Origin of the sequence: Aureimonas sp. AU12 (assembly GCF_001463705.1) — a bacterium.
Lineage (GTDB): Bacteria > Pseudomonadota > Alphaproteobacteria > Rhizobiales > Rhizobiaceae > Aureimonas.
The window spans coordinates 50,434-64,016 of the sequence record NZ_BBWH01000040.1 but is presented as its reverse complement, the minus strand read 5'-3'; the positions used below and the strand labels follow the sequence as shown (position 1 = coordinate 64,016).

The following is a 13,583-nucleotide window of genomic DNA, read 5'->3' as shown; positions in this document are numbered from 1 at the left end:
GCGCCCGCGAAGCCGTTGCGCGTCAGCCGACCACGAGAATGTGCAGCGTCGCCGGGCCGTGGACGCCGATCACCAGGCTTCCCTCGATGTCGGTGGTGCCGCTCGGGCCGGTGACCACCACGAGGTTGCGCGTGCTGGCCAGATCCGCCTCGGCCACCGCGTCCTCGAGATAGGGCACGATCCGCGCGGCGCGCACCGCGACGAGGTGATGCAGCGGCAGGAACGCGTCGAGGATCCCCATCCGCGGCCCCGAGCGCAGGACGAGACTGCCGGTCTCGGCGATGGCGGTCTCGGCGAGCGAGATCGACACGCAGTCGTCCACCGCCTCCACCGGCTGCAGGCCGGAAGCCGCCCAGTCGAGATCCGCGAGATCGGGCACCGGCTGGATCTTCAGCGACGGCGGCAGGCTCAGGCCGGCGAGATGCCGTGCGACGGCCGCCGGCAGGTCGGACAGGTCCGCGATCCGCTCGCTCGAGGCGCCCGGCGGCAGGCGCGTCACCGCGGCGGCGAAGAGATCGGGCAGGTCGCCCGCGGGCAGGACGGGGCGCACGCGCTGGGGTTCGGCGAGAAGTGCAAGCGCCTCGGCCCGGATCGCGGCGGGATCGCCCGCCGGGCCGATCGCCGCCTCGATCGCCGCGAAGATCGTGGCGCGCGCGCTCATCGGCTTTTCTCTCCTCGACCGGCGATCCGCTGGCGCGCCGCTTCGGCCTCCAGGAAGGTCGGGCCGGGCGGGGGCTCGGGCATGTCGCGGTAGCGCGTCCAGCCGGCGCCGAGCGCCGGCAAGGCGTGGATGCGCCCGCGCCCGCGCCCGAGCAGCCGCAGCGCCGTGGCCCCCGACCCCAGGGCCAGCCGGAAGAGGCGCGGCCGCAGCGCGAGGAAGCGCCAGAGCCCGAGCCCGGATCGCATCGCGCGCGGCTCCAGTCCCTCGCGCCAGGATCGTGTGCGCCAGCCCTTGATCAGGGTCGGCAGGGGAATGTCGACCGGGCAGACCTCGCGGCAGCGTCCGTTGAGGGTGCAGGCATGGGCGAGGTCGCGCGTCTGCATCGTCAACCCGTCGAAGACGGGGGTGAGCACCGCGCCCATCGGGCCGGGATAGGTGCCGCCATAGGCGTGGCCGCCGATATGGTTGAAGACCGGGCAGTGGTTCATGCAGGCGCCGCAGCGGATGCAGCGCAGCATCTCGCGCATCTCCTCGCCGGCCAGCATCTCGGTGCGGCCGTTGTCGACGAGGACGATGTGGAACGCGTCGGGCCCGTCGAGGTCCCCGGCGCGTTTCGGCCCGGTGTGGAAGGTCGTGTACTGCGTCAGCGCTGCCCCGGTGGCCGAGCGCACGAGGAGGCGCAGCATCATCGCGGCATGCCCCACCGAGGGCACCAGCTTCTCGATGCCGGCCGTGACGATGTGGACGCGCGGCGGCGTCGTCGTCATCTCGGCATTGCCCTCGTTCGTCACGGTGCAGACCGAGCCGGTGTCGGCGACGAGGAAGTTGGCGCCGGAAATCCCGACATCGGCATCGAGAAAGCGCTGGCGCAGGTGCCGCCGCGCCGAGGTCGCCATGGCCTCGGGCGTCTCGACGGTGTGCGGCGTCGCGTGATGGGCCTTGAACAGCACCGAGATCTGCTCGCGCGTCTTGTGCATGGCGGGCCAGATGATGTGGCTGGGGCGCTCGCCCGCGAGCTGCACGATATGCTCGGCGAGATCGGTCTCGGTGCGCCCGATGCCGGCCTCCTCCAGCGCGTGCGGCAGGCCGATCTCCTCGCCGAGCATGGATTTCGAGCGCGTCACCTCGCGCGCCCCCACGGACCGGCAGATGTCGACGACGATCCGGCAGGCTTCGTCGGCGGTCGAGGCGTAATGCACCACCGCACCGTTCGCCGCCGCATTGCGCTCGAACTCGGCGAGGTAATGGCTGAGATGGGCGACGACATGGTCCTTGATCGCCTTGCCGCGTTCGCGGGCCACCGCGAAATCCGGCCATTGCCCGACGATCGCGGCGCGCTTGGTGCGAGCGGTGCCGGTGGTGCGGTCGATGGCGGTCTTCAGCCAGGCGTCGGCGAGCGCGTCCGTGGTGCGCGCCGTGAAGTCGGGAGCGCCTGCGCCGGGGCGCGGCGGCGCGGTATGGGCGGCGGGGGTCGGCATCGCGCTCACGCCTTTTCGCCGATCGCCGCGCCCGCCAGCCGGCCGGCGATCGCCTCCACCGTGTGGAAGGCGCGCACACGCGAGCCGCGCCGCTGCAGCTTGCCCGACATGTTCATCAGGCAGCCGAGATCGCCGCCCAGCAGAATGTCGGCGCCCGTCGCCTCGATCGTGCGCGCCTTCTCGTCGACGATGGCGTTGGCGATGGCGGGATACTTAACGCAGAACGTGCCGCCGAAGCCGCAGCAGACGTTGGCGTCGGGCAGTGGCACCAGGCTCAACCCCTCGACGCTGCGCATCAGGCGGCGCGGCTGGTCGTGGACGCCGAGTTCCCGAAGGCCCGAGCAGGTGTCGTGATAGGTCGCCGATCCCTCGAAACGCGTCGCGGCGGGCGTGAAGCCCATCACGTCGACGAGGAAGGAGGTGATCTCGTGCGTTCGCGCCGCCAGCGCCTCCGCACGCGCGGCCCATTGCGGATCATGGCGGAACGTCTCGGGATATTCGTGGCGGATCGTGCCGGCGCAGGAGCCGGACGGGGCGACGACGTAGTCGTAGCCCTCCAGCGCCGCGATCTGGTGGCGCGCCATCGCGCGCCCGCCGTCCGCATCGCCGGAATTGAAGGCCGGCTGGCCGCAGCAGGTCTGCGCCAGCGGCACCGACACCTCGCAGCCGGCCTGGATCAGGAGATCGCGCGAGGCCTCGGCGATCGCCGGGCGCATGACGTTGACGAGGCAGGTGACGAACAGCGCGACGCGCGGCGGCGTCCTCGTCTCGGCTTCCATCGCTCGTCCTTCCGAACTCTTGGCTCATGCGGTCGCCCGTTCTGGAACGTGCCGCCGCAGGGCGCAAGGGCGGCCAGCCGCCGCGGCGGGAACGCGCCTGACGGCGATGTCACCGCCGGATTAAATTCGTTCACGAACGATTGAACAGCGCAAGCTCGCATCTACAATCCATCGCAACGCAGGAACCCGCGGCGAATTCGCTGCAATATCATAATGATACCTTATGGTCTGCAACCCATCACGGTCGCGGGTCAGGGGTGTCGTTCGGCCGAAAGTCGACCTTCGATGAGCAGCGAGACCGCGCGGCGTCCCCTGGACGCGCTGAACTTCTTTCTGGCCGACGTGCGGGACGGGCTCGGGCCCTACCTCGCGATCTACCTGATCTCGCAGCAGAACTGGGACGAGGCGAGCATCGGCCTCGTGCTGACGATCGGCGGCATCGCCGGCCTTCTGGCGCAGACGCCGGCCGGCGCCCTCGTCGATCGCACCAAGGCCAAGCGCACGATCCTGGTGGTCGCCGCCATTCTCGTGACCCTGTCGTCGATCGCCCTGCCGCTGCTGCCGAACTTCTCCTTCGTCGCGATCACGCAGGCGATCTCGGGCGGCGCCGGCGCCATCTTCGCGCCGGCCATCGCCGCCGTGACGCTCGGGATCGTCGGCCCGAAGGCCTTCGCCAAGCGGGTCGGCCGCAACGAGGCGTTCAACCATGCGGGCAATGCGGTGGCCGCGACGCTTGCAGGCGTCCTCGCCTATTTCTTCGGACCGATCGTCGTCTTCTGGCTGATGGCGGGTCTCGCCCTCCTCTCGATCCTCGCGACCCTGAAGATCCCCGCCGACGCGATCGACCACGGCGTCGCGCGCGGCCTGAAGAAGGGCGAGGAGGACACGGGGCCGGATGCCGACGCGCCCTCGGGCTTCGCCATGCTGCTGAAATCTCGCCCGCTCCTCATCTTCGCGGCCTGCTGCACGCTCTTCCACTTCGCCAATGCCGCGATGCTGCCGCTCGTCGGCCAGAATCTGGCGCTGCAGCTGCCGGGTCTCGGCACGACGCTGGTGGCCGCCTGCATCGTCGCCGCCCAGCTCGTCATGGTGCCGGTGGCGATGATCGTCGGCGCCAAGGCCGACGTCTGGGGCCGCAAGCCGATCTTCCTCGTCGGCTTCGCCATCCTGCCGCTGCGCGGCTTCCTCTTCACCCTCTCCGACAACGCCTACTGGCTCGTCGGCGTCCAGGTGCTCGACGGCATCGGCGCCGGCATCTTCGGGGCGCTGTTCCCGCTCGTGGTGGCCGATCTCACCCGCGGCACCGGCCGGTTCAACGTCACGCAGGGCGCCATTTCGACGGCGCAGGGCGTCGGCGCCTCGCTGTCGACGGCGGTCGCCGGCTTCATCGTCGTGCAGCTCGGCTACAGCCCGGCCTTCCTGTTTCTCGCCGCGGCGGCCGGCGTCGGCCTTCTCGTCTTCGTCTTCGCCATGCCCGAGACCGCGCATCTCGGCGTCAATGCCAAGGACGGCCCGTCCGCCGGCCGGGACGTGGCGACGCCGGGCGCCGCTTGAAGCCTTCGAGACCTTGAGCGGGACATCGACCATCATGACCGAGCCCTCTACACCCGCTTCGGCCTTGCCCCGCCGCGGTCCTTCCCTCGGTGCGATCCTCGCCGTCGCCGTGCCGCTCGTGCTCCTCGCCGCGCTCGGCCTGGTCTTCCGCGAACCGATCACGAGCGTTCTCGCGGTGACCCCGTGGAGCACGGACGCCGCCGTCGTGATCTTCATCGCGACCTATGCGGTGATCGCCATCGGCAAGCTGCCGGGCACCCGTCTCGACCGCGCCGGGGCGGCGCTGCTCGGCGCCGGCCTGATGGTCGGCGTCGGCGCGATGACGATGGAGGAGGCCTTCGCCGCCATCGACCTCGACACGATCGCGCTGCTGCTCGGCATGATGATCGTGGTGGCGAACCTGCGCATTTCCGGCGTCTTCCGCCTCGTCAACGCCTATGCGGTGTCGAAGGCCCATTCGCCCGCCGTGGTGCTCGTCGCCGTGGTCCTGGCGACGGGGGTGCTCTCGGCCTTTCTCGTCAACGACGCGATCTGCCTCGTGATGACGCCGCTGGTGATCGAGCTGACGAAGGCGCTCGATCGCAATCCCGTTCCCTACCTCCTCGGCGTCGCGCTCGCCGCCAATGTCGGCTCCACCGCGACGATCACCGGCAATCCGCAGAACATGATCATCGGCACGGTGTCGGGCATTCCCTACGGCTCGTTCGCTGCCTCGCTGACGCCGGTCGCGATCGTCGGCCTCGCGATCATCGTCGTGATCGTCGGCATCGCCTACCGCTCGGAATTCCTGACGAAGACGACGCTGCCCGACGTGCGGCTGAAGGCCCATGTCAACAAGCCGCTGGCGATCAAGGCGACGCTTCTGACGCTCGGCATGATCGTCCTGTTCTTTCTCGGCCAGCCGGTGGCCAAGGTCGCGATCATCTGCGGCGGCCTCTTGATGCTGACGCGCCGGGTGAAGCCCTCGCGGGTTTATGCCGAAATCGACGGGGCGCTGCTCATCATGTTCGCCGGGCTCTTCGTCGTGGTCGCCGCGATCGAGCACACGGTGCTGACGCCCGACATCATCCGGCGCGTCTCGTCCTTCAGCCTCGACGACGTCTGGGTGCTGACCGGCGTCACGGCCGTCCTGTCGAACATCGTCTCGAACGTGCCGGCGGTGCTGATCCTGCGGCCCTTCGTCGAGGTGCTGGCCGATCCCACCAAGGCCTGGATCACGGTCGCGATGGCCTCGACGCTGGCCGGCAACTTCACGCTGCTCGGCTCCGTCGCCAACCTCATCGTCGCCGAGCGCGCGGCCGCGAGCAACATCCAGATCGGCTTCTGGACCTATTTCGCGGTGGGCGCGCCCGTCACCCTCCTCACCCTCGCCTTCGGCGCGTGGTTCCTCAGCTGAATTCGTCGCTAGGCGACGGGTTCAGCTGAAAGCCGCAGCCAAAGCGCCAGCTTTGGTGGAGGCCGACCTATCCAAAGCCCGCCACGTCCTCTCACTCCGCCGGCATCGGCAGCGTCAACACCGCCGACAGCCCGCCCTCCGTGGCCCGCCCGAGCACCAGCCGGCCGCCGTAGAGCTCCACGATCTCGGCCGTGATCGGCAGGCCGAAGCCGTGCCCCGCCGTGGTCTCGTCCAGCCGCCGGCCCGGCTGCAGCACGGCCTCGATCTCTGCGGGGGAGAGGCCGGCGCCGTCGTCCCGGATTTCGGCCCGCGCCTCGCGCCCCTCGCGCCGCGTCTCGATGACGACGCGGCCTTTCGCATGGCGGCAGGCATTGTCGAGGAGATTGCCGAGCATCTCGTCGAGATCCTCCGGGTCCACCGCGACGACGAGGCCGGGCGCCAGACCCGTCGCGATCGCCAGCCCCGCGCCGCCGTGGAACTTGGCGAGCATCGCGGCGAGATCCCCGGCATGGGCGGCGAGATCCGTGCGCTGGCGGGCCGGGCCGCCGAGCGCCGCGGAGCGGGCACGGCGCAGGTGATGGCGCACGCGCCGGTCCATCAGGCCGGTGAGGCCCAGAAGCTCGGTGCGCGTGGCGGCGTCCGGCATCCGCTCGGCCGCCGCGGAGAGGGTGGCGAGCGGCGTCTTCAGCCCATGCGCGAGATTGGCGACGTGGAGCCGGGCCTGGCGCAGCGTCGCGGCATCCTGTTCGATCAAGGCGTTCAATTCGTCGGCGAGCGGCGCGAGTTCGGCCGGTTGCGGGCCCTCGATCCGCTCGGTCCGGCCGCTGCGAACGCTCGCCAGCGAGCGGCGCAGGTGCTCGATCGGCAGAAGGCCGAAGCGCACCTGCACGACGATCGCCGCAACGAGCGCGGCGCCGAGCAGCGCCAGCGTTCCGGCGACGGTGAGGGTCGCGTCGCGCAACGGATCGGAGATGGCGGCGCGCGGCGCGCTGACGAGAACGCGCGCCTCGCCGCCGCGGATCGGCACGCTCGCGCTGCGCGTCACCAGCGGCTCGCCCGAAGGGCCGGTGGCGGTGCCGAGCGCATGCGGTGGACCCTCTTCGGGCGGATCCTCGATCGCGCTCAGGGTCCCCTCGCTTAGCGAGCGCGACGCGGCGAGGACGGTGCCGTCGCGCTCCACCTGCCAGTACCAGCCCGAGCGCCGCCGGTCGAAGGGCGGCCCGTCGAGATCGCCGAGGCCGGCGAGCCAGGGCGGCGTGTCGCGCCGGCGCTCGCGCGGGGCCCGCCGGTCGTCGCCGCGTGTCTCGGCCTCGTCGAACCGGCCGCCGCGGCGCCGCTCGTTCATCGGGCGCGCCCCCGGGGGAAGGGGCGGCGCGGCGAGGACGCCGGCGATCGTGGCCACCTGCAGGTCGAGGCGGCTCGTCACCTCGCCGCGCACGAACCGCTCGAGCAAGGTGCCGATGACGAGGCCGGTGACGACGATGGCGGCGAGCACGAACAAGGCGGCCGACAGGACGAGCCGGGCGCGCAGCGAGCGAAAGCGCAGGCGCGGCGGCGGAACATGGGGTGACGGCCCATCGGATGGGGGCACTGTCGGCGGGGCGGGGCGGGTCATCGCGGTGTGCCCTCGGCTGTCAGCCGATAGCCGAGGCCCCGCGAGGTCTCGATCATGGCGTGGCCGATCTTGCGGCGCAGCCGCGCGATGATGACCTCGATCGAGTTGCTGTCGACGTCGGCGTCGCCCTCGTAGACGCGCTCGATGAGATCGGCGCGGGGCACCACGATCTCCTTGCGCAGCATCAGGCAGGACAGCACCCGCCATTCGAGCGCGGTGAGCTTCAGCGGCAGGCCGTCGCGCTCGAACGTGCCGACCTGCGCGTCGAAGCGGATGGGCCCGCAGACGATGTGGGCGTCGCCGTGGCCGCGGGAGCGACGCACGAGCGCGCGCAGCCGCATCACCAGCTCCTCCACCCGGAAGGGCTTGACGAGATAGTCGTCCGCGCCGGCCTTGAAGCCCTCGACCTTGTCGCTCCAGCCGTCGCGCGCGGTGAGGATGAGGACGGGCATGTTGCGCCCTGCCGCGCGCCAGCCCTTCAGCACCTGGATGCCGCCGAGCTTGGGCAGGCCGAGATCGAGGACGGCGGCGTCGAAGAGTTCGGTGTCGCCGAGATGCAGCCCGTCCTCGCCGTCGGCGGCACGGTCCACGGCGAAATGCTCGGCCCGCAGCGCCTGCGCGATCTCGCCGGCAAGGGCGGTGTCGTCTTCGACGAGGAGTACGCGCATGGAGGTTTTCGCTTTCGGTGAGGCGGGCGAGGACGAAAGGTGGCGCTGGGGTGCGCTCTGCCAAGGCGGACGCGGGCCGTTGTCTCGACGTCCGGTCATCCGCCACGGCCGGACGAGATCAGGCGCGCGTCCTGCCCGGCGGACCTAGGCCCGGCGCCTGAACTCAACCTGAACCGCCTCGTTCAGGAGAGGTTCTGGAGGGTCCGCTAGAAGTCCGGTCACCAACGCAAACGACAAGGACACCATTGCGATGACGACCCCCAAGACTTCCACGAAGCGTCGCCTGATGGCGGCCTCCCTCATGGCCCCGCTGCTTCTCTCCTCAGCCTTCGCCTTCGCCCAGGCACCCGCCGCGGCGCCGGCTCCGGCGCCCACCGCCATTGCGGCCCAGCCGGGCCCGGCCGGCGCCCCCCAACTGGAAACCGTGACCGTGAACCAGCTGCGCGACATGAACGCCATCCGCCTCGAGGGCCGCGTCGCCGAGGTCTTCGGCAACCGCTTCGTGCTCGAGGACGCCACCGGCCGCACGCTGGTGACGACCGGTCCGCAGGGCGATCGCGAGGCGCTCGTGAAGGTCGGCGATCAGGTCTCGGTCGAGGGCCGCTACGGCCGCTCCGAGGTTCGCGCCATGGCGCTGACCGTGGCCGGCACCGAGCGCGTGGCGCTGCGCGACATGGATGGTCCCGGCCGCGACGGCCCCGGTCGTGATGGGCCGCGCGGTCCCGGTCGCGATGGTCCGGACGGCGAGCGCGGTCCCCGGGCCGAGCGTGGCCCGGATGGTGAGCGCGGCCCCGGCGGTCCCGGCCGTCACCATGGCCCGCGCGGCGACGAGGAGCGCGGCTCCGGCCCCGACGGCGAGCGCGCCGAGGATCGCGGCGGCTGGAACGGCTGGTTCTCGGGCGGCGTCGACAAGGACGCCGCGGCCAAGACGTTGACCGATGCCGGCTACGCCGACGTGCAGCTGGTCGACACGCTGAAGCATCATGCCGAGTTCACCGCGAAGGACGCGGCCGGCGCGGTCTGGCTCGTCAAGGTCGGCGAGGACAATGCGGTCACCGAGCGCGAGCCCTATCGGGCGCCGATGAGCGAGGAGGCGGCGAAGGCCGCGATCGAGAAACTCGGCTACACCTATGGCGGCGACTTCGACGTTCGCAAGAATCATGTCGAGGCCGATGCCAAAACCGCGGCCGGCCAGTCGGTGCGGGTCGAGATCAATCTCGACGGCACGCTGCGCAAGGAGCGTTTCGACAGCTGAACTCGGCGTCAACCGTTCGGGTCTTGAGAAGGGAAGGCGGGCCGCCAGCGGCCCGCCTTTTCTCGTGGTCGGGGTGGACCGCCGAAGGCCTGCGAAGCGTCCAGCCCGGCTCATGCGCTGTCCGTGGAGCGCCCCATGAGATCCGGCCGACACGCGCGCTGCGGCGTCGGAGCGGATCGACTGGTGGAAGGGAGGTCGGGCGGACGCGAGCGCCCGAAGCGATTCACGGACGGGATGTCTTGGCAACGTCACGAACGCATGCTTAACTTTTCCACAATTCGAACGGAGGCCTAAGAAATGTTCGTCGTGAGAATCGATGGCGGCGATGCCCGCGAGTTTCGTGCCTTTCGCCGGGTCCGCGAGGCGCGGTCCTACGTTCGCGAGGCGCAGCTTGCCGCCTATGGCGAAAGCGACACCCTGATCTTCGACGTGGCCGATACCGACGACGCGGAGATTGCCGTCATCGCGGTGCGCGACGGCCTCGGCGTTCCCGTTCCCGACATGGAGCCCGACGCCGCCGTGATGCTCGCCTCGATGGGCCTCGGGACGGGTCTTCGCATCTAATTCAAAGGGCCGGCTCGCGGGCGTCCGACGGCCAGCGAGACTGGTGGCCGAGGTTTCGTTCGGCACCGCAACACGGCGCGGCGCGGCGTTCGAAGGAACGGCTGCTGCGCTTTCTCGTTTTCATTGGAGGAAACGAGGAAGGAGCCGCATCATGGCAACCGACGCATTCCAGCAAGGCAAACTGGCCTTCGAGCACAACGTCCCGAAATCGGGCTGCGAATATCCCACGGGTTCGACCCTTCGAACCGAGTGGATGGAGGGCTGGACACAGGCCCTGAACGGCCGTCCGTCTCACGACAGCCCTGAAAATCGTGAGACGGCACCGGGCACCCGTCATTGACGGGACTGGCCTCGTCGATCTGAGATTTCCCGCATGATCGCCGCCGCTCGCAATTGCCGGCGGCGGTTTTGCGTGACCTGCGATGGAGCACCGGCCGGCGATCCCGCTTGGAGCGGCGCAGACACAGCAGCCCGTCGCATCGACCAAGGAGTCCGAAAATCGTCCGAGGCCTTTGCGGCCGGATCATCGTTCGCATGCCGCTATGGCACCCCGTCGATGAAACGCGTTCGCGTCGCATCACGAGTGTTGGCCCTAGCGGTTTCGCCGGGGGTTCGATGATTTTCGCGACCCTCGCGTGAGACAGGCAACACATCGTTGCCATGCACCAACGAAAACGGCGGCCACCGCTGGGGTCGCCGCCGCCGTTCGCAAGCGTTCAGTCGGAGGTCAGATCTCCTCGTCGAACCCGCCGCCATCGAAGAAGCCGCCGCCTTCGTCCTCGGCCGCCGTCTCCTCGATCCCGCCTTCCTCGGCCGGGGTCTCGGCCGGTGCTTCCGCCGCCTGCGCGTCGCCCGCGAACATCGAGCCCAGCGCGTTGCCGAGGAGGACGCCGCCCGCGACGCCCATCGCCGTCTGCGCCGCGCCGGCGAGGAAACCGCCGCCGCCGCCACGACCGCCCATCATGCCGCCCGCGCCGCCCATCGGCATCCCGCCGGGCTGGCCATGGGCCGAAGGCTGACCGGGGCGCGCGCCCCAGGCGCCGCCCGCGGCCGCACCGCTCGTCGCTGCCGCCGTGCCGTAGGGCGCCGACGACGGAGCGGCCGGACGAGCGGCGGGCGTGTCGCCGCCGAACATGCGCGAGAGGAACCCGCCGCCGCCCGAGAACGCCTGCGGCCGGGAGGCCTGCTCGCGCAGGGCCTCGATCTCGCGCTGCTGGTTCTCCAGCGCCATTTCCTGCATCACGATGGTCTGCGCCATGAAGTAGGGCGCGCCGGGCTGCTGGCGCACGCGGTCCGAGATGAAGCGCTCGGCGTCCGGGTCACGCTGCGCGCCCTGGCGCTCGACCGTATCGAGCTTGGTGAAGAGGCCTTCGATGGCCTGTCGGTCGTTCGTATCCATTGCCGGATCTCTTTTTCTGATGGGGGATCGCTGGTGCGGGCCGAAGCCCGTCGCTACTCGCGCTCGCCCGTGAAGTTCAGGAGAAGCTGGAAGATGTTGACGAAGTTCAGGAACAGCGAGAACGCCCCGAACACGGCCATCTTCTGGCGCGACTCGGCCGTGAAGTTCTCGGCATACTGTTCCTTGATCGTCTGCGTGTCCCAGGCGGTCAGGCCGACGAAGACGATGATGCCGATCACCGAGACGGCGAACTGCAGCGCCGAGGAGCCGATGAAGATGTTGGCGATCGAGGCGATCACGACGCCGATGAGGCCCATGATCAGGAGCGAGCCCATCTTCGTGAGATCGCGCTTCGTCGTGTAGCCGTAGAGGCTGGTGGCGCCGAACATCGCGGCGGCGATGAAGAACGTGTTGGCGATGCTCGTGCCCGTGAAGACGAGGAACACCGAGGCGAGCGACAGGCCCATGACCGCGCAGAACGCCCAGAACGCCATCTGTGCGGCGCCGGCCGACATCGTCTGGATCTTGAACGAGAAGACCAGCACGAAGGCGAGCGGCGCCAGCATCACCACCCACTTGAGCGGCGAGGAGAAGATCGGCACGTAGAGCGCCGGCGTCGTGCCGACCACGAAGGCGACGAGGCCCGTGACCACGAGGCCGAGGCCCATGTAGTTGAAGACGCGCAGCATGTGCTGGCGCAGGCCCTCGTCGAAGAGGGCGCCGTCGACCGGTGCGGCGCGAACGCCCCAGCCCTGGTGCGGTGTGTTCATCTGGATAACTCCATCTCGTGTGGGGTTGGGAGAGACGAGGCGAACGGGAAAGCCGGTCGCCTTAATAGAGCGAGCGGGCCAGCGTCTCGGCCGTGCGTTCGAGGTCGCGGCGCTCCGCGCCCTCCGTGATGAGCGCATAGGCGACGTCGCCGATCTGCCAGTAGGCGGCGGTGGCGCCGCCCGTGGCGGTGACGCCCGGTGCCGTCACGTCGAAGCGGCCGGGCCGCACGGCAAAGAGCGACAGCGCACCGAAATCGCCGGTCTCCACCGCCATCTCGACGCTCGGGCCGAAGGGCGAGGGGAAGATCTGCACGTCGCGCACCTGCCAGTCATCCGGCAGCGCCGGCATGGCGATGGCGGTGGCCGCGAGGATCTCCGTCGGGTCGAAGCGGGCGACCTCGGGCTGCGAGGTCATCCCGGCGCGAACTTCCGCCGTGCGATGGGCGGCGAGCGCCTCCTCGACGAAGGCCGGGGCGGGCGCGGAGGCGACGCTCTGGCGAATGCCGAGCGGGCCGATCTCGGCATGGGCGAACCAGCCGATCGCGATGAGCGAGGCGAGCGCCGCCGCATGGCGGACGCGGCGCAGGACCGGGCGTCGGCGAAGCCGGCCGTCCAGGCGGCGCGCCGCCTGCGCCGTCGCGGCGCGTCCGAGAAAGGGCGAACCACCGAGCGCGAGGCGCAGGCCATCGCGGTGGCCGAGATCGGCCATCACCCGCGCCGCCTCGTCGGGACGCGCGGCGAGATGGGCGGCGACGGCGACGCGGCGCTCCGGCGTCAACTGGTCGTCGACGAAGGCGACGAGATCGGACTCGAGGATCGGATCGGGTTCAAGAGACATCCGGGCCTCCTCTCGTTTTCAAGGCGATGACGTTGGAGGCGGTGTCTACCTCGCCGTTCTCCGCGGCGCGCAACCGGGCGCGGGCGCGCGACAGGCGCGAGACGAGCGTGCCCTGCGGAATGGCGAGCGCCTCGGCGGCCTCTTCGTAGGACAGTCCCTCGACCACCACGAGATGAAGCGCGGCGCGCTGCTCCTCGGGCAGGGACTCGAACGAGCGGCGAAGCTCGGCGAGCCGCAGCGCGTCTTCCTGGCCACCCGGCATCGAGGTGATCGCGGTGCGGGCGAAGTGGGCGTCGCGCTCGGCTTCCGTGCGCCGGGCGCGCAGGCCGTCGACGAAGCGGTTGTGCAGGATCGACATCAGCCAAGTCCGCAGATTGCGGCCGGGCCGGAACTGGTCCTCGCGCTCGATGGCGCGCAGCAGCGTGTCGTGGACGAGGTCTTCGGCATCCTCGCGGTTGCGCGTCAGCGACAGCGCATAGCGGCGCAACGGACCAAGCTGCGACAGGACATCGGGACGGGGCGAAGACACGCTCATGCCCCGTATACGAATGGCGGCGGATTTCCATCCACCGCCACACCATGTTTTTTCGTCGATCAGCGTCGGCC

At 70.3% G+C, this 13,583-nt stretch carries 14 protein-coding genes; 5 read left to right on the top strand and 9 right to left on the bottom strand.

The window, feature by feature from the left end; all coding sequences use genetic code 11:
• Positions 1-22 precede the first annotated feature (22 nt).
• From AUL33_RS15895 to AUL33_RS15885, 3 genes are read right to left on the bottom strand one after another with little or no spacing between them, the layout of a single operon-like run.
• Entirely contained in the window at positions 23-661 is a 639-nt protein-coding gene (locus AUL33_RS15895) for an LUD domain-containing protein (protein ID WP_062210267.1), read from the bottom strand.
• Positions 658-2,139, bottom strand: a complete 1,482-nt coding sequence (locus AUL33_RS15890; RefSeq protein WP_062210264.1) for a lactate utilization protein B — start codon at positions 2,137-2,139, stop codon at positions 658-660. Before AUL33_RS15890 ends, AUL33_RS15895 begins: the two co-directional genes overlap by 4 nt.
• Before the next feature lie 5 nt (positions 2,140-2,144).
• Positions 2,145-2,918, bottom strand: a complete 774-nt coding sequence (locus tag AUL33_RS15885) for a (Fe-S)-binding protein (RefSeq protein ID WP_062210261.1) — start codon at positions 2,916-2,918, stop codon at positions 2,145-2,147.
• Positions 2,919-3,203: 285 nt separating this feature from the next.
• Here AUL33_RS15885 and AUL33_RS15880 point away from each other — a divergent pair, with 285 nt between their 5' ends.
• Positions 3,204-4,472, top strand: a complete 1,269-nt coding sequence (locus tag AUL33_RS15880) for an MFS transporter (protein ID WP_062210259.1) — start codon at positions 3,204-3,206, stop codon at positions 4,470-4,472.
• A gap of 34 nt (positions 4,473-4,506) precedes the next feature.
• Complete coding sequence (locus AUL33_RS15875) at positions 4,507-5,868, top strand: anion transporter (RefSeq protein ID WP_082652651.1); 1,362 nt, start codon at positions 4,507-4,509, stop codon at positions 5,866-5,868.
• Between the two features lie 91 nt (positions 5,869-5,959).
• On the opposite strand, the gene AUL33_RS15870 is transcribed toward AUL33_RS15875, so the two are convergent.
• The gene (locus AUL33_RS15870) at positions 5,960-7,483 is read right to left on the bottom strand and encodes a HAMP domain-containing sensor histidine kinase (protein WP_062210256.1); all 1,524 of its coding nucleotides are present in this window, start codon (positions 7,481-7,483) and stop codon (positions 5,960-5,962) included.
• A complete protein-coding gene (locus AUL33_RS15865) occupies positions 7,480-8,151 on the bottom strand; it encodes a response regulator transcription factor (protein ID WP_062210252.1) in 672 nt (223 codons plus the stop codon). Before AUL33_RS15865 ends, AUL33_RS15870 begins: the two co-directional genes overlap by 4 nt.
• A gap of 250 nt (positions 8,152-8,401) precedes the next feature.
• On the opposite strand from AUL33_RS15865, the gene AUL33_RS15860 reads away from it, so the two are divergent.
• The 3 genes from AUL33_RS15860 (at position 8,402) to AUL33_RS22250 (ending at position 10,310) form a co-directional block, all read left to right on the top strand.
• Entirely contained in the window at positions 8,402-9,406 is a 1,005-nt protein-coding gene (locus AUL33_RS15860; protein WP_156419442.1) for a hypothetical protein, read from the top strand.
• A gap of 297 nt (positions 9,407-9,703) precedes the next feature.
• Positions 9,704-9,970, top strand: coding sequence for a hypothetical protein (locus tag AUL33_RS15855; RefSeq protein ID WP_062210249.1), 267 nt, complete (start codon positions 9,704-9,706; stop codon positions 9,968-9,970).
• Between the two features lie 151 nt (positions 9,971-10,121).
• Complete coding sequence (locus tag AUL33_RS22250; RefSeq protein WP_156419441.1) at positions 10,122-10,310, top strand: Rmf/CrpP family protein; 189 nt, start codon at positions 10,122-10,124, stop codon at positions 10,308-10,310.
• Positions 10,311-10,697: 387 nt separating this feature from the next.
• Here AUL33_RS22250 and AUL33_RS15850 read toward each other — a convergent pair whose 3' ends face one another.
• From AUL33_RS15850 to AUL33_RS15835, 4 genes are all read right to left on the bottom strand, one after another.
• Entirely contained in the window at positions 10,698-11,369 is a 672-nt protein-coding gene (locus AUL33_RS15850) for a DUF2076 family protein (protein ID WP_062210247.1), read from the bottom strand.
• Between the two features lie 53 nt (positions 11,370-11,422).
• Entirely contained in the window at positions 11,423-12,139 is a 717-nt protein-coding gene (locus AUL33_RS15845) for a Bax inhibitor-1/YccA family protein (RefSeq protein WP_062210245.1), read from the bottom strand.
• 61 nt (positions 12,140-12,200) lie between these two features.
• Positions 12,201-12,977, bottom strand: coding sequence for an anti-sigma factor (locus AUL33_RS15840; RefSeq protein ID WP_062210244.1), 777 nt, complete (start codon positions 12,975-12,977; stop codon positions 12,201-12,203).
• Positions 12,967-13,512 carry a sigma-70 family RNA polymerase sigma factor gene (locus AUL33_RS15835; RefSeq protein ID WP_062210241.1) on the bottom strand — a complete coding sequence of 182 codons (546 nt, stop codon included), beginning with the start codon at positions 13,510-13,512 and terminating at the stop codon, positions 12,967-12,969. The genes AUL33_RS15840 and AUL33_RS15835 overlap by 11 nt, the downstream gene beginning before the upstream one ends.
• Positions 13,513-13,583: the final 71 nt, after the last annotated feature.

Bases quoted from the DNA above. Each gene is read 5' to 3' on its own strand.
- AUL33_RS15860 (WP_156419442.1), top strand. From the start codon at position 8,402: ATGACGACCCCCAAGACTTCCACGAAGCGTCGCCTGATGGCGGCCTCC.
- AUL33_RS15835 (WP_062210241.1), bottom strand. From the start codon at position 13,512: ATGAGCGTGTCTTCGCCCCGTCCCGATGTCCTGTCGCAGCTTGGTCCG.
- AUL33_RS15875 (WP_082652651.1), top strand. From the start codon at position 4,507: ATGACCGAGCCCTCTACACCCGCTTCGGCCTTGCCCCGCCGCGGTCCT.
- AUL33_RS15885 (WP_062210261.1), bottom strand. From the start codon at position 2,918: ATGGAAGCCGAGACGAGGACGCCGCCGCGCGTCGCGCTGTTCGTCACC.
- AUL33_RS15865 (WP_062210252.1), bottom strand. From the start codon at position 8,151: ATGCGCGTACTCCTCGTCGAAGACGACACCGCCCTTGCCGGCGAGATC.
- AUL33_RS22250 (WP_156419441.1), top strand. From the start codon at position 10,122: ATGGCAACCGACGCATTCCAGCAAGGCAAACTGGCCTTCGAGCACAAC.
- AUL33_RS15895 (WP_062210267.1), bottom strand. From the start codon at position 661: ATGAGCGCGCGCGCCACGATCTTCGCGGCGATCGAGGCGGCGATCGGC.
- AUL33_RS15880 (WP_062210259.1), top strand. From the start codon at position 3,204: ATGAGCAGCGAGACCGCGCGGCGTCCCCTGGACGCGCTGAACTTCTTT.
- AUL33_RS15870 (WP_062210256.1), bottom strand. From the start codon at position 7,483: ATGACCCGCCCCGCCCCGCCGACAGTGCCCCCATCCGATGGGCCGTCA.
- AUL33_RS15845 (WP_062210245.1), bottom strand. From the start codon at position 12,139: ATGAACACACCGCACCAGGGCTGGGGCGTTCGCGCCGCACCGGTCGAC.
- AUL33_RS15850 (WP_062210247.1), bottom strand. From the start codon at position 11,369: ATGGATACGAACGACCGACAGGCCATCGAAGGCCTCTTCACCAAGCTC.
- AUL33_RS15890 (WP_062210264.1), bottom strand. From the start codon at position 2,139: ATGCCGACCCCCGCCGCCCATACCGCGCCGCCGCGCCCCGGCGCAGGC.
- AUL33_RS15855 (WP_062210249.1), top strand. From the start codon at position 9,704: ATGTTCGTCGTGAGAATCGATGGCGGCGATGCCCGCGAGTTTCGTGCC.
- AUL33_RS15840 (WP_062210244.1), bottom strand. From the start codon at position 12,977: ATGTCTCTTGAACCCGATCCGATCCTCGAGTCCGATCTCGTCGCCTTC.